We start from the raw sequence: 21,545 nt of genomic DNA on the forward strand, positions 1-21,545 counted from the left end.
GAGGTGAAAATTCATTTTTAATTAAAGATAGTATGAAATACTGTAAAACTTTTTATGTCTTATTGTTGATCGGGGTATTTTTCTCGTCAACTCTGGCAGCGGAAAAGAAAGTCGAGTTGTTCTCTCCCAACAAAGAGATAGAGGTAAGTCTTCGTATTACAGACAAGATTTATTACTCCGTTTCGTACAATGGCGAGGTGATCCTGAAAGATAATTATCTCCAATTAACGCTAAAGGATGAGGTGTTGGGCGAGAATCCTAAACTGTCGGGACGAAAATTCTCTGAGGCGGATGAGATGTTGTCGCCGGTAATTCCTTTAAAATTTTCGACTGTACGTAATCACTATAATCAGTTGAGAATGGACTTTAAAGGAAATTATTCCGTGGAGTTCCGTGCTTATGATGATGGTATTGCCTATCGTTTTCTTACCAATAAGAAAGGCGACATAGATGTGATGGGGGAAGATTTAGCCATTCATTTCCCTGCACCTTATCTTCTTCACATGCAGCAACCCGGAAGTTTTAAAACTGCTTACGAAGAGAATTATACCCATGTAAACAGTAACGAATGGGCTTCGGAAGATAAGAAGGCTGTACTTCCATTGCTGATCGACACCAGGAAACAATATAAGATATTGATTTCAGAATCCGACCTTTCGGATTATCCCTGTATGTTCCTTAAAAGCGATGGACAAAACGGTCTTATTTCTACCTTTCCGAACGAACCGCTGGAATTTGGAGAAGATGGTGACCGTAGCCTCAAACTGTTGAAGGAAGCTGATTATATTGCTAAGACTTCCGGAAAAAGAAGTTTCCCCTGGCGTTATTTTGTGATCACCAAAGATGACAAACAGTTGATCGAAAACACGATGACCTTCAGGCTGGCTACGAAAAGTGTAATCGGGGATCCTTCCTGGATTAAGCCCGGGCAGGTGAGTTGGGAATGGTGGAACGATGCTTGTCCTTATGGACCGGATGTTAATTTTGTTTCTGGATATAACCTGGATACTTATAAGTATTACATTGATTTTGCATCTAAATATGGTATATCTTATATTCTTATGGATGAAGGCTGGGCACAAAGTACCCGCGATCCTTTTACTCCCAATCCGAATGTAGATGTACATGAATTGATTCGTTATGGCAAAGAAAAGAATGTAGGTATCGTTTTATGGCTTACCTGGTTGACTGTTGAAAATCACATGGATTTATTTAAAACTTTTGCCGAATGGGGTGTCAAGGGTGTGAAGATCGACTTTATGGACCGCAGTGACCAATGGATGGTCAATTACTACGAAAGAGTGGCTGAGGAGGCTGCCAGATATAAGCTCTTTGTCGACTTCCACGGTTCGTTCAAACCTGCCGGATTGGAATATAAATATCCTAACGTACTTTCTTACGAAGGTGTGAGAGGTATGGAGCAAATGGGTGGTTGTACTCCGGATAATAGTATTTATTATCCTTTCCTGCGTAATGCTCTGGGACCTATGGACTACACTCCCGGAGCCATGAACAACTTTCAGCCCAATGTTTATCGTGCTGATCGCCCCAATTCAGGAAGCATCGGGACGCGTGCCTATCAACTGGCTTTATACGTTCTTTTTGAGAGTGGTTTGCAAATGTTGGCAGACAATCCTACCCTTTATTATCGTAATGCTGATTGTACGGAATTTATTACCCGGGTACCGACAACCTGGGATGAGACGGTTGCGTTGGCAGCTGAAGTGGGAGAAGTGGCTGTTGTGGCTAAACGTAAAGGAGACAAATGGTTTATCGGAGGCATGACCAATAATAAGCAGGATGTGCGGGAGATGGAAATCTGTCTTGATTTTCTCAACAACGGTAAAAACTATAAGATGACTTCTTTTAAAGATGGCATTAATGCCGGCCGTCAGGCCATGGATTACCGTCGTGACGAGTCGTCTGTTAAGAAGAATGATGTGATTAAAATTAAAATGGCCAGAAACGGAGGATTTGCTGCTGTAATAGAGTAAGTGTTTATGGCTGTTCAGAAATAAGTAACTGATTATTTTACAGTAACGATGAAGGTGCGTCCAAAGTCCGTCATGACAAAACGAACTTTTGACACACCTTCATTCCCGTAGTTTGAGATTTCTAGGATTATGTCTAACTCACCTGATAATAAAACATTAAAAGGATTTCATGGAGCGATTGACCGGTTGCTTTTACTGCTATGTAGAAACCGGAGGCTATCCATCTGTTTTTTTCTTTTTGATTTCCGGTAATGACAGGTTGAACAGTGTACTGATCTGTTGAAGTAAATTGGAATAATTTTCTGTTCCGACAGTTTTATTGTTGTCCATATAAATAGGTTCCTTTTTATGCCTGATCCGTGGGAATCAAGCTTATATTAATACTATAATATTTTAATTGCCTGTATTATATAGACTTATTCATTCTGTACTATCAAACAAAACAAATAAAAACAGGAACGTAGTGCAAATATATGATTTAGAATCAAAAAGCTAAAGGCAATTCTGCTTTTTTTGTACTTTTGTATTTTAACGTTGTACAAAATCAAGCATAATGAAAGACTCGATCGCTTATCTGCCCAAAGACAAACAGGAAGAACTGAATTTTCTTGTAACGGAGATACTTCGTCGCTTACCTCAGACGGAGTTTATTATTCTGTATGGAAGTTATGCGAGGGGTAATTATGTTCGCCGTAGCATACGAATTGAAGACGGCGGTATTCCTACCGTTAAAATATCAGATTATGACATCTACGTGATAACAAGCGGAATAAACAATAAAAAGGCGGAAACCATCCTGGATAACGTAGAAGATATCTTCTTTGCCGGAAAAGATTTTGACCGCGACACTCCGGTCGAGTTTATCAACGATGATATTAAGCAGCTTAATAAGTTCATTGAAGAGGGTCGGTATTTCTATACACAAATAAAGCAGGAAGGTATAATACTCTACAATAGTGGGAAATACAAACTATCCCGTAGGAGAAAACTTAACTTTGCGGAGATAAAGGAGCAAGCTCAGGAGTATTTTGGTGAGAAGTTTGTCAATGCCAATGAATTTTTAGACTCAACAGAATATTTTAGTCAAAAAGAACAGTATAAGAAACTTTCTTTTATGCTTCACCAAGCCTGTGAAAACTATTATTATGCTATTCGCTTGACATTTACCTTACGAAATAATAAACAGCATAATTTATCGAAACTGTCTTCTACAACCAGACGTTATTCCGATGATCTGAGCACTGTGTTCCCTCAGAACACTCCTGAAGAGAAACGACTTTTTAAACTATTAAAAGCCGCTTATGTGGATGCCCGCTATAATCCTCACTTCGTCGTGACTAAAGAGGATATCGATGCGCTTATCCCAAAAGTCGAATTGCTTAGGGATATAACGAAGCGGATTTGTGAGGCGAAGATTAAGGAATATGGGGAGAAAAGCCAATCAAGCCCCCAATAAATTCCTGGCAATGGATAATAATGATCCGGCTAGGATAAGTGAATTTAATTGACAAAAAGAAACAATAGTGGCCTGATTAAGAGCAAAAAGGTTTTATTGTTTGGTTTTATGTGATGTGTATATGGTGTCTCTCAACGCGTTTAAAACAACAAGTCTTGATCCTCTCCTGTACAGACTCTCCAAAAGGTAGTTAATTTGACAGTTTGATATCTTTAGAGAAAATAAAATTTGGACTTCGATTGATTTTTCTTATATCTTTGATGGTAAATCAAGAAGAAAATGCCATGGATGCTAAATTATTTGAGAATTTTGACTTTGCAGTTTTGAATAGTCTTGAATATAAGGAAGATGCGGTACGAGAGGATATTTTAACTCCTATATTGAAAAAATTGGGATATCAGCCTTATGGAGTGAATAAAATGATTAGATCAAAAGCGATTCCTCATCCATTTGTATATATAGGGTCAACCTCAAACAAGATTTTTATAATTCCGGATTATTTACTTCAAGTGGATAATTTGAATGTTCTTGTTATAGATGCAAAATCTCCTAAAGAGAATATTCGTGAAGGGAAAAATGTACAACAAGTTTTTAGCTATGCAATCCATCCGGATATCAGAACGAATATGTATGGGTTATGCAATGGTAGAGAAATTTCCATATTTAGTGTAAGTAAAAAGGAACCGATCGGTATTTTTGATGTTTTCACGATCGATGAAAATTGGGATCAGTTATATCGAACTATTAGTCCTATAGCACTAACTAATCCTTCACTTTTAAACTATCTGCCGGATTATGGTTTGTGTTGTTTGAAATTGGGAATCGCTAATGTCGATCATTGTTTTTATGGTATTTGGATTGATAGTATTATAAGGATGAATGATTTCGAATATACAATGAGTTCTGTTTGTTTTGATTATCAGGTGTCTTTCGACTTTACCAAGAATCAATTATCAGAACTTCTAATGTATATTCCTTTAAATAAACGAGAAATAGTTGTTAGGTCTTTATTTTGCTATCCATTCAAATATTCCGCTGAAAGTCAAGAAGAATGCTTTGCGCTAGATATACGTGCAAGAATAGGAAAGGAAATCCAGTCAAATGAAAATGAGGATTATTTACCATTAGAAGTTGTGGATTTTATGTAAGTTATCCGGATACGGAAGGGAACAGGAAGAAATGGGGACTTTCTATCTGTCCATCCACTCCTTAAATTCCGTTACACGTTCCCGGCTGACGAGTATGTCTTCTTTTTCAGTCCAACCGTTAAGTATGATCTTTAACCTGCCGGACGAATAGATTAGAATATCCTGGATAGCAGAGAAATTCACGATGAAATTCCTGTTGATCCGGAAGAATTGTCCGGGATCGACCAACTGTTCGATTTTATCCAGGGAATAATCTATCGGATATGTTTTTCCGGTGTCGGTTTGGATAAAAGTATTTCTCTCCATAATAAAAAAACAATGAATGGACAGTGTTTGTACCGACCTGTAATGTTCGCCGATTTTGATAAGGAATCGTTCCTTAGTTTTAGGTTGCAACTGGCTGATGATCGATTCGAGTCTGGAATAATTTGCCTGCTGCCTGTGGAGGACGTTGAATTTGTCTAAAGCTGCTTTCAGGTCATCCGGTGCAATCGGTTTCAGAAGGTAATCGATACTGTTTACCTTGAATGCTTTCAGGGTGTACTCATCGTAAGCGGTTGTAAAGATTACCGGAGTTTGTATTTTGCAGGTTTCGAAGATTTCAAAGCTGATCCCGTCTTCGAGTTGGATATCCATAAAAATAAGTTCGGGACCGGGATGGACGGCAAGCCAGTTGATGGTTTGTTCTATGGAGGCAAGCACATCAATGACCTCGATTTGCTTATCAGCCTCTTCCAGTAAACGGATGAGTTTGTGCGCAGCAGGCTGTTCGTCTTCTATAATCAGTACTTTCATTTTATTTTGTCGATTGGTAATTTTACCGTGAAAAACTCATTGTCCGTCTCTATCGTCATTTCTTTACCTATAATCAGGTTCACTCTTTCCTTGAGATTGGATAACCCCATTCCGTGAGAGCCGTTTAAAATATTTTTTCTTTGCATGTTATTGCTGACAATGATAGAGGAATCGTCGGTAGTATGAATAACAATCCGCAGAGGCTTGTTTTCAGAGGCAACATTATGTTTGAGGGCATTTTCCACTAATATCTGTAAGGATATAGGGATTATCCTGTAATTTTCAGGTTGCCGGATATTTATTTCCAGCCGTATTTTGCTGCCATCACGCTCCTTTTGCAGGCTAAAGTATTGGTTTACAAATCTGATCTCTTCCTGTAACGGGATGAAGTCGGTCTCTTCATGATCCAGAATATACCGGTAGATGCCGGCAAGTTTCTGAATATAATTGTCTGCTTTCTTTGTATCGACATATATGATTTCGGAGAGCGTGTTCAGGCTGTTGAACAGGAAATGAGGATTGACCTGCGTCTTCAATGTACGGTATTTGTATGTCAGATTTTCTTCTTTTAATTGTTGTTCACGGTCGACCGCCTGCCGCCAGATGTTATAAAAGAAAAATGCCGAGGCAATCAGGGCACAGACTGAATAATATCTGATCGTGGCGGGAAATTCCACTTCGAGCAAGGTCTTTATAAAATGAGTAGTATCCAATCCCATGATCAGATGGAATAGATACATTAACAAGCCGATAATAATCAGAGAAATGAATAAGATAATAAGCATGAAAATGATAAAAGCCGGTATGATGATCTTTTTTATTTTCTTTATCGGCAAGGATAGGAAATAACCAAAAAACTTATTGCTGATGCTCAATGAGATCAGGATAAGAATAAATATGATAGTACCGAAAAGTATGGTAGACGGGTGAAAAGGGTTTCCTGTCGTCCACCATTTAAAAAGCAACGCAAACAGGATAGAACCTGTCAGTGTTGTGATAAATACTTTAATTCTCTTATTCATCTTCCTGCAAACTTAGTATTTTTTATTCACTTTTCAACGAATATACCGGATTGCTTGTAGCTGTCCGCCAGCTTTGTAAAGTTACTGTAACAAAAGTAATTACCATAACAATAAACAACGATAGTACAAATACCCACCAATAGAGCGGAATCCGGTAGGTGAAGGCTTGCAGCCATTTATTAACCCCGTACCAAACGACCGGTACAGCCAAAAGGAAGCATGCAAATACTATCCAGGCAAACTTTTTATAGAATATAATAAGGATTTCCGTTACTGTTGCTCCCATGATTTTACGGATGCCGATTTCTTTCCGGCGGTATTGGGTTTCGAATGTTACTAATCCGAATACTCCCATCAGCGAAATGATTACTGCCAATAAACTGAATAAAGTGATCTGGGCGGATGTATCCCGTTCTTTTTGGTAGGTCTGTTCGAATTGCCGGTCGTAAAATTGTACATCGACCGGATATAGCGGGTCGATAGCGGCAATGCCGGCTTTGATTTGCTTGACGGCAGTATGGGTGTCGCCGGTGATGTGTATATAAAGAGTCGGTTGAAGGGTTGTGTTCTGGTCTTGTTTTGAAGAGAGTGCCATCGGTTCGATTTTCTTGCGCAGATTCATAAAGTGGAAGTTCCGGATAATCCCGATGACCTGGCTGCCGTTGGCAAACTTATCTCCCGGCTTGACATTGAATTGGCGGGCGGCCAGTTCGTTGAGGATTAATTTCTCTTCCTGAGAGGTTTTATCCGTTTTGTCGAAGCTGCGCCCTTCGATAATATCGAGTCCCATCACCTCTGTAAAATTAGGGGAAACAGGGATGAAGTAATACATAATATCTTCACCTTCCGGCGATTTACTATAGGTATAGAGATAATAATCCAGAAAACCGACAGGCCAGTCCGAGGAGGTGACGTCTGAAACAGAAGATGCCGACTTCAGTTTCTCAATCAATAGTTCCCCTTGTCCGGACATGATCTCTTTATCCAGAGTGACCGTTGCAATGCGGCTGTTATTCATTATGCTTTCCATACTATACATATGTCTGTTTTGTAGCCAGATAAAAAAGGCGGCAGTTATCAGTCCGGTCGATATCAGAAATTGAAATCCTGTCAGGACAATCCGTAGTTTACGACCGGCCGGGCTCATGCCGAATGTCCCTTTCAGGATAAGAGCCGGACGGAATGAGGTCATATAGAATGCCGGATAGATCCCTGTTACGATGCCGACAGTTCCAGCCAGAAAAAATGCGGGTAGAAGTATGTCTGTATTTTTCAATAGGCCAAAACCGCCAACCCAGCATAAAGCCAGTAAAAAGGAGAGCAGGCAGATTCCCACTGCTTCAAAAATAAGGGCAAAGCAGAGTTTGGCTGTCGATTCGCCTAATATCTTTCGTATCTGTATGCTTTTTATCCGTGCCGGGGTGAGTGCCGCCGAGAAATTCAGAAAGTTAGCACTTGCAATGGCGATAATCAGCAGTGCGATGGATAACAGAAGATTTGTTATCATACGGTTCCCTTTCGGAGCGATATCGAGGCTTATGTCGTGGTGGTAGTAAATTTCTTCTATCGGGGTAAGCCGGAAAGAGACTTCATGGGTGAATCCCATTTGTTTACCCATTCCTGTTTTTCCGAAGAAGTCTGTCAATTGTGTGGCCGCTTCCTCCGGTGACGTCTCCGGAGCCAGCGTAACAAAAAGGGTAAGGGCCCAATCCGTCCAGTCGTTTTTATACTCCTCTGCCAGATTTATTTTTACGTCGTTTACCAGGCTGGTGTTTTCCGGAAAGTCTTTGTAAACGGCACCGATAATGAAGAAAGTGCCGTCCGGTAAGGTAACGATCCTGTCAATGGGAGAAGTTTGTCCGAACATTTTCCGCGCCAGGCTTTCCGGGAGCAGGGCTTTTCCCGGTTCAGACAAGGAAACGGCTGTCCCTTCGATTATTTCAGGGGTAAAAACGTCGGTGAAGCCGTCTGATGTTTTACGAACCGGAATCATAATTCCTCTCGATTCTCCTTCCTCTGTTTCGTATTTTGCATATATTTCGGAAGAACCTCCGTACATAATAGCATAAGATTCAACCTGTGGAACGGAGGGTAGTAACATTTCGATAAGAGGACGTGCACAAAAGGCGGTATATGTTTCCCTTGAAGAGAGATTTGATTCGGTAGGAATCAACGTGGATTCGACACGGTAGATACGACCGGATTTTTTATAGCATGTATCGAATGTCTGTTCATGCCGTACCTGGATCATGATAACAATGAAGGCGGCAAATGCTACACTCAGTCCCAGGATATTAAGAGCGGATGCCAGGCGGAACCGTCGGAGAGTGACTAGGAAATTTCGGAATATTGCTTTCATGATTTTTTCTTTTTATCTGTAAAGTAAGGAGATCGAAATCGGACTGCCTAATTATAGTTGCGGAGTGGTAGGAACGGTTTGCAGAATCGTTTTGTTTGACCTCTGAACCGGAAAATGGATCAATATTCCGTATCGGATCAGATTCGATATTCCAAAATAAATAAACGATATTCTAAATTTCATTTATGGGACTAAAACCGGTTCTGTTTTTGTGTAATTGGTTTTAAACCTGTATCTTGCGCGCCTTTTAAAATATTTATTAATGAGTAAAAGCGTGTTATGAAGAAGAATTTGTTTAGCTGTTTATTGCTATTATTTTGTGCCTCCGGAGTATTTGTTTCTTGTGGGGACGATGATGAGAAAACGACTGTTGGATATTCGGGTAAGGATATAAGCGGAGACGTGGAGCTTGTTCGTGATCAGGAAACGAAAAAGGCTGTGTTGAAAGTTTCTTCCGATAAAGCCTGGGAATTGTATTCCGGTTCTACGGCCGAAGATATCGATCAGAATACACCTGTGATGAGTGAAGATGGAAAAGGTTCTTTCGATATAAGTGTTGATGCCGGAAAAAGATCCGTATTCTTGTTTAAGACGGCTGAAGGTCAGGCTTTATTAGCAGAAAGATTGTTGCCGGTCACTGCGTATAACTTCAGAGATTTGGGTGGTATAAAAAATAAAGAGGGGAAATTTGTTCGTTGGGGAAAATTATTCCGTACGGACGAAATGAATAAGATGACTGATGCCGACTTGACATATCTGGCAAGTACGGGACTGAAAACCGTTGTCGATTTTCGTACTGCAACAGAAAAAGAAGGTGGATTTGGTGGTATGATGCCGGCTGCTCCGGATAAATTGCCTTCTACTGTAAAGAATCCTTATAATTTAGAGATCAATGCCGGTAATATATTTTCTGATGAAATTATCGGAAGTATATCCAAGGGACTTAGTGAGGAAGAAACTGCACAGATCATGATTGACGGGTATATCGAAATGATCAGCTATGATGATTATGTCGCCAAATACAAAGAGTTCTTTAAATATCTTCAGGATGAAAATTCTTTGCCGTTAAGTTATCATTGTTCAGCAGGTAAAGACCGTACCGGGGTTGCGACCATGCTTATCCTGTCGGCTCTCGATGTTGATAAGGCGACGATTATGAAGGATTATTTGCTTAGTAAAGAATATATTAAGGGTAAATATGATTCGTATTTGAAATATTATCCTCAGATCGCCCCGTTAGTAACTGTCGATGAAAAATATCTGAATGCCGCCTATGATAAGATAGACGAAAAGTATGGCTCCATGACTAAGTTCCTGACAGAAACGTTAGGAGTCGATATCCAGAAGATGAAACAGTTATACTTGTATTGATTACTTGTAAACCCCGATTATTCCATCTGCTGTAATTGTCTCGGCACTTACCTTGAACTTCCGGCATTTGCTGTTATTGTAGAACCGGATACTGGCTTTGCCTTTTTCATCCGGAGTAACGGATGGATTCCAGTATAAAGTGCGACGGTAATCCGGTTCGGGAGGAAGCTCTGAATAATCGGGACTATAAAATTCCTTGACCTGGCTGTAACCTTCCAGCCAGGTTTTTCGTACTCCTTTACCTGCATCTGTCGGAATCTTGTCTTCCGGGTATGTTTCAACAAAAACGACACAACCATATATCTTATCTATTTCCAGCGGAGATATTCTTGGGTCTGCATATTTGCACATAGTGGAGATATCCTCGTTGATGTAGATAGACTTGATGGCTTCGAGTCGGATCAGTTTGTATTTGTTGTAATCCATTTCAGTAGCCACCGTTGGTTCATAGTTGATTACAAAAAGAGGCATTCTGCCTTTGTATTGCAGATATTCGTCCTGTCTGGAGAAGGCTTTTCTGAAATTATTATTCATATTTATCATCAGTTCATGGATATCTTTTCCGATGTATTTACCCTGGTCCGTTATATCATCCCATTCTGATTGAACGTCGTAATAGGCGATAGATTTCGATCGGTTGTTGTAGATATCCTTTTCACGTGATCTCTTTTTGGCGGTTACGGTTACTTCATCCAGGCGGAGGATTTTTTCTTTGTTTCCCGCTTTGGCCAATGAATCTTCGTAAGAAGTCAGCAGGGCGTTGATATCTTCTTCCGGTTCCTGAATATCGGGAACTTCTTCCGGTTCAGCTTTTTCTTCTTTATCTTCTTCCGCTCTATCGGCGATACTCACTTGCATCTCGGCATAGCGGTATCTCTTAGGTTCTGGAGTGAAAAGCCTGTCCAGTATGATCCGGTGGTCTTTCTTTTTCCCTTTTTCGCTTACAGCCAGTATCATATTCCATTTCCCGGTAATATCTGTACGGAAAGCGAAACGTCCCAGGCTGTCTGTAACAAATACATCGAACGCATTGCCGGGCTTTTCCTCTTCGCCCCTTTTGAGCAGGAAGGAAGAGACGGTGACATTCGGTTTGGGTATTTTTCTGACAAATGAAACAACCTGGCCGTGCATTTCGATACCTTGTTCCGGCCTGTATTTCAAGTCGAATGGTTCTATACCGGCCATCTGCTTCCAGGAATAACGGTGCCAGCCTTGCACCATCATAAGAAGGTCGAGAGCTGAGCGATGGGTGGAGTCGTCTGCTTCGAAATAGTAAGACGGGTTACGGACGTACCCTTTGATTTCGGACATCAGCAGTAGATCGGTCAGGATAGTATGATTCCATTCAACTTCGTTCATGCCGTCTCTCACCGATAAGGAGAATGGCGTTTGTACGGGATTGGCTTCCCGGTCGGTTAGGGTAAATTCCATATCGACTGCTTCGTAAGGCTCGTATGTCTCTTTCGAGGTTTTTGACTGAATATTTAATTGGTTGTCTTTGTTGTTGAATAGGAGGCGGTCGCAAAGTATTTCTCCATCGGAATTGAATAATATGGCTTGTGCAACACCTGGCGGGAAATTTGTTTTATCTACTTTGAACCGGATTGTTTCATTATGGATGACATTAATAAGGCTGTAGCCATGTAGCTGTCCTCTGCTGATAAAAACCAGGCCCAGTTTCTCGGCGGGAGTATATTTATTTTTCTGTAGGGAGATTTCGATACTGTCAGGATAAGACAAGTTGTCCACATGGAAAGTGAATCCTTGTGGTAATGGTTTGGGCATATCAAACTGGTATTGTTTGCCGTTGTAGTCGACTATTGCTTTTCGTTTGCTTTCGTCAGGTGTATAGTCGAAGAAGCCTCGTCCGTCGTGAAATGTTGAAAAGGTGGAGATATCTTCTTTGTCTTCATTGATGATCTTTCCGGAGGCTTCCAGCGGGTTACCGAATGCATCGGTTATTTCGAATGCAATCCGTGAGGTGATGCCGTGGATCAGGTTTCCTCCTTCCGGATAGAGTTTCAAGGTTACTTTCTTGTCCTTTTGAGGCTTCTCCCGTTTCTTCGGGTATTTGCCGTATCCGTATTTCAACATGTTTTTTTCTTCGAAGTTTCCCTCTTCTTTGGGCTTGTTAAATACGGGCAATAACCGGGAGAAGATAATGTCTTCACCGAAGTTCAACATATATTTCGTGTAGGCACGGACTTCATAAAATCCGGAATAGAAGGGAAGCTGGCCTAGCGTGAAATCGCCATGGCACCGGCCGTTTTCTATCTTCAAGACACGTTTGTCTACTATTTCTCCTCCGGGATTGAGCAGTTCGACATACAGGGTTTTGCTTAGTTCGGTTGCCTGGTGCAATTCGGAGGTTACGACGTAACATGTAAACCAAATGTTATCGCCTTGATAGTAACTGGTGTTATCGAAATGCAGGTAGACTTTTTCGTGGGGAATATATTGAGAAAACTGATCGGTCGCACGGATAAACTGGGTTAGTTTATTGAGCACACTGTCCGGTTCCTGCCCCGATGCTTTAAGGCAAAATAGTAAGAGAAAAATATAACAGATAACTCTGCGATGTGTTTCCATGCGACTTCGTACTTCCCTTATGTGGAAGAATATACGAAGTTACAGATAAATAAAAATGTTGCAAAGGGATACATGCTTTTTTTAGAAAGGGTACATGCTTTTTCGGAATAGCATGTACCCTTTTTCCTAAATCTTCCTTATTCTTCCGTATCGATTACAGGAGCGTCGAGATTTGTTATTTTCTCTTCTATATCGAATGTTTTTCCGTCTGCATCTGTGTAACTGTATCTTAGGTAGAAACTTTGTCTTGTTTTATCGTAAGTACTTTTACCCAGATCAGTTATTTGGGCATCCAGCCAGGGTTTTATGGTAACAGATGTGCTATCCGCACCGATAGTGAGAAGCATAAAATTTGTTTTTATGTATCTGGCTTCTCCGGACAATGAATGGATAGGCATCCGTACAGAATTGGAAGACATGGCTTTCAGGGTTGGCTGTACCGAACGGATTGTTTTAGGTAACTCAATAGAACTACCCGCATAATTTCCTGAGAATCCGTTGACCATTTTAACTTCGTAAACCATTGTTTTCAATTCCTCGTTCACATCATACCCTTCGCTGTTTGAGACGATCGTGAGAGGTAGGGCATACGAGATGTCGGGATCAAGCCCTTGTGGCTTTAGGGGTATATGAAGTACTCCGTATTGAGCGTTTGCCGGAATGGTTACCGATAAATCCGTCAATGTGTAATTTGCTTCCGGTAACAATTTTTTGTCGATATATAAAGGATTCCCCAATGCACTTTTTTTATTGAGCGAGTCGAGTGCATTCGGGTTGATTGCCAGTTGAACCGTCAGGTCGGACTTGATAGGTTCGGAGGAGGCGCAATAAACTGAAAATGACATGGAGTTGTTTTCACTTCCGTAAGCATGTTCACCCACGTAGAGCATATCACGGCTGTTTACGATATAGAGTGTTTTTTTATATTGTTCACCAAAATCAGTCGGTTCGCTCGAACAACTCCAAAATATGAAGGCTGACAGGGAAAATAATATGAGCTTTAATTTATCTGGTTTCATAATAAACTGTATTAATGTATTTGTCTAAAAACATATTATTAAAATCCGGGCATCTGGTCGAGATTAGGATTTTTATCCACTTCACTTTTAGGTATGGGGAAGAAAGTCTGTCTGCGGGTAAAGACCTTGTAGATCCAGTCTCTTTCTTTAACCTGGATAATGTTGTAAAATTTATCCTTTTCTGCTTCTGTTGCGCTTACATCACATCCCATAACCGGTGCGTTCTCGTAGATAATTGCTTTTTTAGTACGTCGCAGGTCATGATATCTGCGTCCTTCCCAGGCAAATTCGATCTGACGTTCCCGTGCAATCAACTCCCTCATTCTTTCCACATTGGCAACATCGGCGTCGGTGATGCCCGGTAATCCGGCCCGGTAACGGATCAGGTTGAAACAACGTTTCATTTCGCTTGTGTTGCGTGTCACTGTAATGTCGTTGATGGTGTATGCCTGATCCAGTTCATTCATCGCCTCTACATAATTTAAATATACTTCGGCCATACGGTAGGCCGGACAATATTTGGTTTTCTGCCTTCCGCCGCTGATCCATGAATCTTCGTAATGAAGGAATTTCCGGCAGAGATATCCGGTCATCGGATATTCTTCGGCTTCACCTTGGGGACGGTTCAGGGCATAGTCCCGTCCACTTTTTGAGTCGCTGAAATATTTGGCCACTTTGCCGTCCTGCTGGTCTACTTTGTCGGGAGGTGTTGAGGTGGAGGGGAAGTAGGAGTTATTGAAGGCAATCGTTGCATAAAAGCGCATTTCACGATTCGCGTACCATTTATGAGTTCCGCTCAGCAGCGTAAAACCATTACTGTTTTTCTCTCCGGAAAATACCAGATCCGTATTTGTGTAACCTTCCTCATAAGGATAGGCTTCACTTGCATTATTGATGGTACGTCCGTCGGCCATGTAGTAAGCATCGACCAGTGATTGCGGTACGAAGAATACATTCCAGGCATTCAGTACACCCGGAGCGGCATATTTATTCATACCGTTGATTCCCGAACTTTGGCGGCTAAAAAGTATTTCCCGGTTAGATGATGCTAATACACATTCGCCATTGAACATATCTATGTAAGAATGGTAAGGATCGATACCTCCTACGCCATCCGGGAAATTACCTTGTTCGGCTGCCGGTACAGGGAGAGTCGGAGTATTCTCCATTTTGGGAACAGTATAGAGATCGTTGGGTTTGATGTCAACCAATCGTTTAGCATTGGCAGCAGCGATAGCCCATTTTTTTATGTCTTTTACCGGATTAAGATAAGGTACCCCCTCGTTGTTTATAAAATCGCTGAATTCTGAATTTTCACCGTTATAGAGTGGGCTGGCCGTATAAAGCGTCAGGCGTGACAGTACTGCCAGTGCAGAATTCTTTACTGCCTGGCCGATTTCCGAATTATCCCTGACCTGCGTGGGTAATAGTTTGATTGCTTCTTCCAGCAAGGCTGATACATAATCGCTGCATTCATCCCATGTGTTGCGTTCGACCATCATCTGGTCGATAGGAGTGTCGAAGTCGACAGGCGTATCAGGAACAATGGGGACGGGACCATAGGCCAGCATCAGTTCAAAATAGATCATCGCTTTAACGAATGTCGCCTGTCCGATCCATTCCGATCGTTGTAAAGCGCTTACTTCCTGACATTCATTTACTCTTTGAATAAAAGTATTGGCTTTGCGGATTCCTTCATAAAAATAATTCCAATAGTCGAAGTGGTCCAGATCTTCCGCTTTCATTTCATTGTTACAGAAATAATTGTAGTTGTGTCTGTTTCTCTTGTAGCCTGCTACACCTTCATCGCTAATTAGAACCCAGGGTTGCGCATTGTCTGTCCATGCACTTGGCGAACCGTAGTCGATCAGATAACTATATACGTTATTCAGATATTTCTGTGTATATTCTTTTTTTGCAAACACAGTGTCAAGGGTGAACAGATCGGCTACATACGGATCTATATCCAAAAAGTTACACGATTGGAAGGTAATTCCTGCACTGTTGAGGATAACGAATAAGAAGGCAAATAGACTTGTTTTTATTTTTTTGCTTGTCATGATTCGATGAATTAAAATGAGACTTGTAAGACCATTGAATAAGAACGTGTAATAGGATAAACAGCACCATTGTCGCTTGCTTGTTCGGGATCCCATAATTTTACTTTATCCCAGACACATAAATTATCTCCGAGTACAGATATACGTAAATTGCTCATGTTTATTTTTGACAATATTTTTTTAGGAATCGTATATCCTATTTCAAGAGTTTTTAAACGGAGATATCCTGCATCGGCAAGCCAGAAAGAAGAGGGCCGATTGTTGTTTACATTTTCTCCGTAGGTAAGACGGGGAAAACGGGCGTTAGGGTTCTCCGTCGACGGGTCTCCTGAGTAAGAAGCCGGTGTCCAGCGATTTTTCTGATCGTTCACGATGGAAAGAACGTTGCCGGTCACACCTCCGGCAAACGGGTAATATCCGTTTCCTCCCATGAAATAATCTACCTGTGCTGCTCCTCTAAAAAATACACTGATGTCGAAACCTTTCCATTTGGCACTGGTCGCAAATCCGTATTGAACTTTTGGTATGTTGGAATTACCGATAGGAGCAATATCATAATCGTCGATACGGCCATCGCCATTTATGTCCTGATACTTAATGTCTCCGGGGAGGACTTTGCCGAATTGGGTAGGACTGTTTTTAACATCCTCTTCATCTTTGAAGAGTCCCAGAGCGATTAAACCACGGGTTACGCCATAACTGGTTCCTTTTTTAGCTAGATAAGGGTAGCGGGGAGGTACCTCGTCGTAATCGATGATCTTATCTCTTGTCAGTGTGAAGTTTCCGCGCAATTCAACGTCTACATTACCAAAACGATGGGTATAAGAGGCTGTACCGTCTGCTCCCCAGCTTTTCATCTTGCCCACGTTTCCCCAGGGTTTTGTTCCTACGCCGATGGTTCCAGGCAGTGTGGCACGTTCCATGAAGATATTATTTCGTTTGTCGATAAAAGCATCTACCGTGATGTCTAGCGCTTCCCAAAGGGTAAGGTCGATACCGAAATTCTGTTTGATCGCTTTTTCCCAAACAAGGCCGGTGGAACCCAATACGGCATCGGTCACTCCACCTCCCGAATTTTGGTACTGGTCGCCGAAGACATATCCGGGTGCACTCATATTTACGGTTGTAAGATAAGGAAAACGGACATCGTTACTGATCTGGTCGTTTCCTACTAATCCGTATGAATAGCGGAGTTTTAGGGTCGTGATGAACGGTAATTTCTTTTTCACCAGCGGATAGTTGGAAATAACATACCCCAAAGCTGCTGAGGGGAAAAAACCGAAGCGTTCTCCTTTCGGGAAATTTTCGGAACCATTATATCCGAAGTTACCTTCTACAAAGTAGATATCATTATAAGAATAGGTAAGGCGTCCGGCTAGCCCTTGATTACGATGCGGAATAGAAGCCAGTTCACCGTCTGCATCCGTGCGTTGGTAGTCCTTTTGATTGTAGAGGAACAGTCCTCCGATACGGTGCTTTTCGGCAAATAACCGGTTGTATTCCACTTTACCTTCGACATAAATCGTACGGATACCGTACGAAGTACTTTTGAAAGTCATTGGCTCGGCAACAACAGTTTTAAGCGTCATCAGTTCCCCGGTATTCCAGTTGCGGTCAGTCGCTTTATACAGATCCGGCATTTTGGTACGGCTGGTAAGATGATTGTTGTAGTTGTCGAACGACAGAGATGCCGTCGCTTTTAAGCCTTTCGTGATAAAATCTAGCGATTGTTCTATTTTCAATAAAGATTCTATAGAATTATCACGGTCAGTGAGGAAGCCGGTTTCATTTAGCAATACGGAAGGAGAGGTCATGTCTCCTTTTCCGTAAGCGGGAAGCTGTCCGTTCGAATAGCGTACCGGAACAGTCAACGGGGTTAAGGATGCTTGTGCACCCCATATCTCTTTGGTCGTGCCCATGCCCGGACGGTTCATATCAACCAATTTGGCGGATAAGAGTAAACTAATCAGTGTACTTTTGGTCAGATCGACATCGATGTTGCTTCTGAAAGTATATTGATTACGTCTTACATTCGAGTGATAACGTTCCATGCCGGTTTGTTTGTAAATGGCATCGTTGGTCCGGTAAAAGGCACTCATGTAATAACGGGCCAGTTTGCTACCGCCGGAAATATTGATATTGCCCTGTACACCCAGTGTCCGTTTTTTCAATATCTCGTCCTGCCAGCTAACATCCGGATAGAGGTCAGGATCCATATTGTATTTTATGATATCAAATATCTCGGGAGAATAAACCGATTTATCGCCTCTCACTACTTTGGCTTCGTTGGCTAATTGGGCATAGTCGTAAGCTCTGAGATAGTTGGGAAGTCTGGGTAGTGTTTCTATCATCGTTTTAACACTGCCGTTGATCGAAACTTTTCCTTCAATACCGCGTTTGGTATTGATCAGTACCACACCATTCGCACCTTTGGCACCATATACGGCAGTCGCTGTTGCATCTTTCAGAACGGAAAAACTCTCGATATCTTCGGGAGCCAGTTCATTCAGGCTGGAACTTCCGCGGTCTATCCCGTCTATCAGTATTAAGGCACTGCTATTGGCTCCGAATGTACTGATACCCCGGATCCAAAATTCGGATACATCGCTGCCCGGTTCGCCGCTCTGCTGAACGCCGATCAGCCCCGCTACACGTCCGGCTAGCGCATTACTGACTGAAGTTACACCGCCCACATTCAATGTCGTCGGTTTAATACTTGTAATGGCTCCGACTACGCTGACTTTTCGTTGTGTGCTATATCCTACGATACTGACTTCTTCCAGTTGCTGTGCATCGGCATCCAGTACCACATTGATTGTTTGTTCCTTGGCCGTGCCGATTTTGATCTCTTGTGTTTTGAATCCGATATAAGAAAAAACGAGCGTTGTGCCAGGTTTGACCTGAATGGTATATTTGCCGTCTATATCTGTAACGGTTCCATGCGACTGGTCGTTTCGCGGATATATGTTTACACCGATTTGGGTCTCATTATTAGAGTCGGTGACTACTCCCTGAATATTAATTGTTTTTTGCGCTGAGGCAAAAGCCGGCAGCATCGTCAAAAACAAGACGATCAATGCTATATATTTTTTCATTTTTATGTACTTTAATCTATGGTTATTGAATAGCTATACAACGGATCAAATAATTGTAGGTGTCGGCCACATATAGGATACCGTCGGGGGTAGCTGCTACATCATAAGGTTTATTGAAAAGTGCTTCCTGGGGTTTACCGTCTTTATATCCGGATTCTCCCGGAACTCCGGCGAAGATGGTTGCATTGAACTCCTCATCTACTTTCCAGATTACATGGTTGGTGTAGTCTGCCAGATAGACGTTTCCTTCCTGGTCGGCGGCCATTCCTTCGATCTCTCCGAGTTGTGCGGCTTTTCCGTTTCCTTCTTTAGCCGCGCCTTTACCTGTTCCAACGATATGTTCTATCTCGTTTTGTGTAATCCATGGAGTAGAATGTCCGGCAGGAGTGTGATAAGGATTCAGGCGATAGAGGCGTCCCCAGGCTTCGGAAGTGATATAGAGATATCCGTTTTTCTTATTATAGGCGATGTGTGCCCATGAATCCATATTCAGATTCTCTCCGATCAGTTCTACCTTTTTTGTTGCAATGTTTACACGGATCAGGCGTTTACCTGAAGAGGATAACAGGAAAACATAGTCATTGTCGGCAGCCAGCCCAAAATAGTCCATGGCTCCGGCGATGTAGTCACCTTTGTCGTTTTTTTGATCATAATAAGCTTCAGCTTCCTGCCAGTTACTCGATTTATACAATCCGTAGAAAAGAAGCGGGCGCATGGATGTACGTCTTTCCAGTACATAATAATTTGTAAAGTCCAGATTGAATGAACATTGCCAGGGCTCATGCATCCCGGAAAGTACAGTGCTGAGTTTGTTGTCCTGGATGGAAAGCATCCTAACCATCTTGCCTCCATCGTCAGCAATCAATACAGTCCCTTCATCATCGACAGCCAGCATGACGGGACGTCCGAATGAACCTTCCAAAGCTGGGCCGTCTTTAGCCGTTTTCACGTCTAATTGTCCGGCTACAGTAGTAACCGTGGCTTTAATGTTGTATTTAAATAATTTATCTTTAAGCGTTTCTTCCCTGTATTTGGGTGATCCGTCTGAATTTACTCCATCTTCTACTGCTACTTTGATGGTAGAACGTTCTCCAGGTTGTTTGGGGACCATGGCATAGATAGCGTTGTTTTGTACTTTAAGGATCAAGGCTTCTTTTTGATTGAAAAACAATTTTACTTTGGATATATCGTTTCCGAAGTTGGAGCCACTCACCACTACACGAGTTCCTATTCCTCCTTTTTCGGGACCTATGCTTGATACAACCAACGGTTTATCAGGAGAATACGGATTATCTTCAGAAGAACTGTTGTCATCATTACAAGCTGTAAGTCCTCCTATGAAAAGAAATGCGGTAAATAGATAGAATAAGGTTACATTAATTTTTGAGGTTTTCATTGTCTAATGTACTATGTTTAATACTAGGTGCAAAGTATCGTTAGTACAATCAGTAATTATTCATTTGCAACTGAATAATGATGATTGTATGTAAGCAGGCTTTTGCATGGTATAGCAAAAGAGGATCATATTAGATCTAATTTAACAAATAAAGATTACACATTCTCTTGGAGTATGTAATTGAATAATGCGACTAAGGGTATTTCAGGTCATGTTATAATATTATTTGTGAAAGACTGTAGTCTTTCTGGTTTGTAATTAGTATACGTTAACTTTAATGCTGTAGTCTTCGTAGAACTATGGCATTAGGCGAAGAATTGGGGGGCATAAATGGCAATTTATTTCATTTATTTATGATAAATCGAAATATTGTCCATCATTGTAGTCGTATTGTCCATTTTTATGCCTTTAAAAAGCTTGTTATTTTGTATTATTAATTAAATAATATGAGAAATAGTGCCATAGTTCTACGAAGACTATGGTGTTGTTATCAATAAGAATTATGCTGTATCAAATTAATTTGTCTCAGTTTTTACTTAATTTGAATTGGGTATGAAGAATGATCTGTTCCTTCAAATTTTATTTTGTTGTTTATATAATCCTTGTTATTTAATCGTTTATTCGTAAAATGTATGGTGCGTTGTTTGTATTGTCACTTTTAACTACATACTAAAAGAGAGCCTCAATGCTGTCGTTTCCTATATTTGCTTTCAGTTCTTAAATAAGTTGATTAAAATTAATTAAATGTCAGGGGCGTTTTGTTCATTTGTCTGTAATCTACGGAAGAGGACCTGGAGAGGGTAAAGCTTGCGATACTTGGTGGTACAGGCTATCCTGCTGTTGCGTATGGAAAAACAAAATTGATGAGTTTGAAAGAGTTTTCTTCCATTGACAAAGAAAAGGCTGAAAATATGAGGAAAGAAGTAAAGACGTATTTGGATCAAATGTTGCGGTTGCGTCTAGGGCTGGAAGAGGTGGAATTAGAATGGACATGCGATGGCACTATTTATAAGACTGTCTGTGTAGTTTCTGGCACACTTGGAGTCCTCTACGAAAATGTTTTTATCAACTCCTTTCAGCCTGGAGTTGAAACAACTACTGTGCGTTCGGAATTCTAACACAAAATTAAAACAACTATTTTCGGGATCAAAAACAATTGTTTTTTAGAATTAATTCTATATACTGTGTCAGTTTGTATGTCTGGGCTGTTCTCTATGTCATTTCAGACTACTGCTTTCAGC

Annotated in this window: 13 protein-coding genes; 5 read left to right on the plus strand and 8 right to left on the minus strand. The window is 41.3% G+C overall.

The annotated features are described in order from the left end of the window. The first annotated feature begins 32 nt into the window (after positions 1 to 32). From NBH14_RS12820 to NBH14_RS12830, 3 genes are all read left to right on the plus strand, one after another. Positions 33 to 1,994 carry a glycoside hydrolase family 97 protein gene (locus tag NBH14_RS12820; protein WP_186959550.1) on the plus strand — a complete coding sequence of 654 codons (1,962 nt, stop codon included), beginning with the start codon at positions 33 to 35 and terminating at the stop codon, positions 1,992 to 1,994. A gap of 553 nt (positions 1,995 to 2,547) precedes the next feature. Beyond that, the gene (locus tag NBH14_RS12825) at positions 2,548 to 3,450 is read left to right on the plus strand and encodes a HEPN domain-containing protein (protein ID WP_186959551.1); all 903 of its coding nucleotides are present in this window, start codon (positions 2,548 to 2,550) and stop codon (positions 3,448 to 3,450) included. Positions 3,451 to 3,734: 284 nt separating this feature from the next. Beyond that, on the plus strand, positions 3,735 to 4,598 hold the full coding sequence (locus NBH14_RS12830) for a type I restriction enzyme HsdR N-terminal domain-containing protein (RefSeq protein ID WP_222622100.1): 864 nt from the start codon (positions 3,735 to 3,737) through the stop codon (positions 4,596 to 4,598). A gap of 42 nt (positions 4,599 to 4,640) precedes the next feature. Here NBH14_RS12830 and NBH14_RS12835 read toward each other — a convergent pair whose 3' ends face one another. The 3 genes from NBH14_RS12835 to NBH14_RS12845 are packed head-to-tail and all read right to left on the minus strand — an operon-like array spanning position 4,641 to position 8,774. Then, positions 4,641 to 5,393, minus strand: a complete 753-nt coding sequence (locus NBH14_RS12835; RefSeq protein WP_186959553.1) for a LytR/AlgR family response regulator transcription factor — start codon at positions 5,391 to 5,393, stop codon at positions 4,641 to 4,643. Beyond that, positions 5,390 to 6,415, minus strand: a complete 1,026-nt coding sequence (locus NBH14_RS12840) for a sensor histidine kinase (protein WP_186959554.1) — start codon at positions 6,413 to 6,415, stop codon at positions 5,390 to 5,392. The genes NBH14_RS12835 and NBH14_RS12840 overlap by 4 nt, the downstream gene beginning before the upstream one ends. A gap of 22 nt (positions 6,416 to 6,437) precedes the next feature. After that, entirely contained in the window at positions 6,438 to 8,774 is a 2,337-nt protein-coding gene (locus NBH14_RS12845; RefSeq protein WP_186959555.1) for an ABC transporter permease, read from the minus strand. A gap of 279 nt (positions 8,775 to 9,053) precedes the next feature. On the opposite strand from NBH14_RS12845, the gene NBH14_RS12850 reads away from it, so the two are divergent. After that, positions 9,054 to 10,145 (plus strand): tyrosine-protein phosphatase, encoded by a 1,092-nt coding sequence (locus tag NBH14_RS12850; protein WP_186959556.1) that lies wholly within the window; start codon positions 9,054 to 9,056, stop codon positions 10,143 to 10,145. Here NBH14_RS12850 and NBH14_RS12855 read toward each other — a convergent pair whose 3' ends face one another. From NBH14_RS12855 to NBH14_RS12875, 5 genes are all read right to left on the minus strand, one after another. Then, a complete protein-coding gene (locus NBH14_RS12855; protein ID WP_186959557.1) occupies positions 10,146 to 12,734 on the minus strand; it encodes a hypothetical protein in 2,589 nt (862 codons plus the stop codon). A 137-nt stretch (positions 12,735 to 12,871) separates the two neighbouring features. Continuing rightward, positions 12,872 to 13,753 (minus strand): BT_3987 domain-containing protein, encoded by an 882-nt coding sequence (locus NBH14_RS12860; protein WP_186959558.1) that lies wholly within the window; start codon positions 13,751 to 13,753, stop codon positions 12,872 to 12,874. Between the two features lie 38 nt (positions 13,754 to 13,791). Then, positions 13,792 to 15,813: a RagB/SusD family nutrient uptake outer membrane protein gene (locus tag NBH14_RS12865; RefSeq protein WP_186959559.1), complete on the minus strand. Its 2,022-nt coding sequence runs from the start codon at positions 15,811 to 15,813 to the stop codon at positions 13,792 to 13,794. An 11-nt stretch (positions 15,814 to 15,824) separates the two neighbouring features. Beyond that, positions 15,825 to 18,908, minus strand: coding sequence for a SusC/RagA family TonB-linked outer membrane protein (locus NBH14_RS12870; RefSeq protein WP_186959560.1), 3,084 nt, complete (start codon positions 18,906 to 18,908; stop codon positions 15,825 to 15,827). A gap of 22 nt (positions 18,909 to 18,930) precedes the next feature. Continuing rightward, positions 18,931 to 20,304: an IPT/TIG domain-containing protein gene (locus NBH14_RS12875; RefSeq protein ID WP_128135406.1), complete on the minus strand. Its 1,374-nt coding sequence runs from the start codon at positions 20,302 to 20,304 to the stop codon at positions 18,931 to 18,933. A gap of 863 nt (positions 20,305 to 21,167) precedes the next feature. Between NBH14_RS12875 and NBH14_RS12880 the strand changes: the two genes are divergently transcribed. Further along, positions 21,168 to 21,422, plus strand: coding sequence for a hypothetical protein (locus NBH14_RS12880; RefSeq protein WP_250817494.1), 255 nt, complete (start codon positions 21,168 to 21,170; stop codon positions 21,420 to 21,422). Positions 21,423 to 21,545 lie beyond the last annotated feature (123 nt).

It is taken from the genome of Parabacteroides caecihominis, from assembly GCF_023656785.1.
Classification (GTDB): domain Bacteria; phylum Bacteroidota; class Bacteroidia; order Bacteroidales; family Tannerellaceae; genus Parabacteroides; species Parabacteroides segnis.

Excerpts from the sequence above, each read along its gene's own strand:
- NBH14_RS12820 (WP_186959550.1), top strand. The coding sequence starts at position 33 with ATGAAATACTGTAAAACTTTTTATGTCTTATTGTTGATCGGGGTATTT.
- NBH14_RS12825 (WP_186959551.1), top strand. The coding sequence starts at position 2,548 with ATGAAAGACTCGATCGCTTATCTGCCCAAAGACAAACAGGAAGAACTG.
- NBH14_RS12830 (WP_222622100.1), top strand. The coding sequence starts at position 3,735 with ATGGATGCTAAATTATTTGAGAATTTTGACTTTGCAGTTTTGAATAGT.
- NBH14_RS12835 (WP_186959553.1), bottom strand. The coding sequence starts at position 5,393 with ATGAAAGTACTGATTATAGAAGACGAACAGCCTGCTGCGCACAAACTC.
- NBH14_RS12840 (WP_186959554.1), bottom strand. The coding sequence starts at position 6,415 with ATGAATAAGAGAATTAAAGTATTTATCACAACACTGACAGGTTCTATC.
- NBH14_RS12845 (WP_186959555.1), bottom strand. The coding sequence starts at position 8,774 with ATGAAAGCAATATTCCGAAATTTCCTAGTCACTCTCCGACGGTTCCGC.
- NBH14_RS12850 (WP_186959556.1), top strand. The coding sequence starts at position 9,054 with ATGAAGAAGAATTTGTTTAGCTGTTTATTGCTATTATTTTGTGCCTCC.
- NBH14_RS12855 (WP_186959557.1), bottom strand. The coding sequence starts at position 12,734 with ATGGAAACACATCGCAGAGTTATCTGTTATATTTTTCTCTTACTATTT.
- NBH14_RS12860 (WP_186959558.1), bottom strand. The coding sequence starts at position 13,753 with ATGAAACCAGATAAATTAAAGCTCATATTATTTTCCCTGTCAGCCTTC.
- NBH14_RS12865 (WP_186959559.1), bottom strand. The coding sequence starts at position 15,813 with ATGACAAGCAAAAAAATAAAAACAAGTCTATTTGCCTTCTTATTCGTT.
- NBH14_RS12870 (WP_186959560.1), bottom strand. The coding sequence starts at position 18,908 with ATGAAAAAATATATAGCATTGATCGTCTTGTTTTTGACGATGCTGCCG.
- NBH14_RS12875 (WP_128135406.1), bottom strand. The coding sequence starts at position 20,304 with ATGAAAACCTCAAAAATTAATGTAACCTTATTCTATCTATTTACCGCA.
- NBH14_RS12880 (WP_250817494.1), top strand. The coding sequence starts at position 21,168 with ATGAGTTTGAAAGAGTTTTCTTCCATTGACAAAGAAAAGGCTGAAAAT.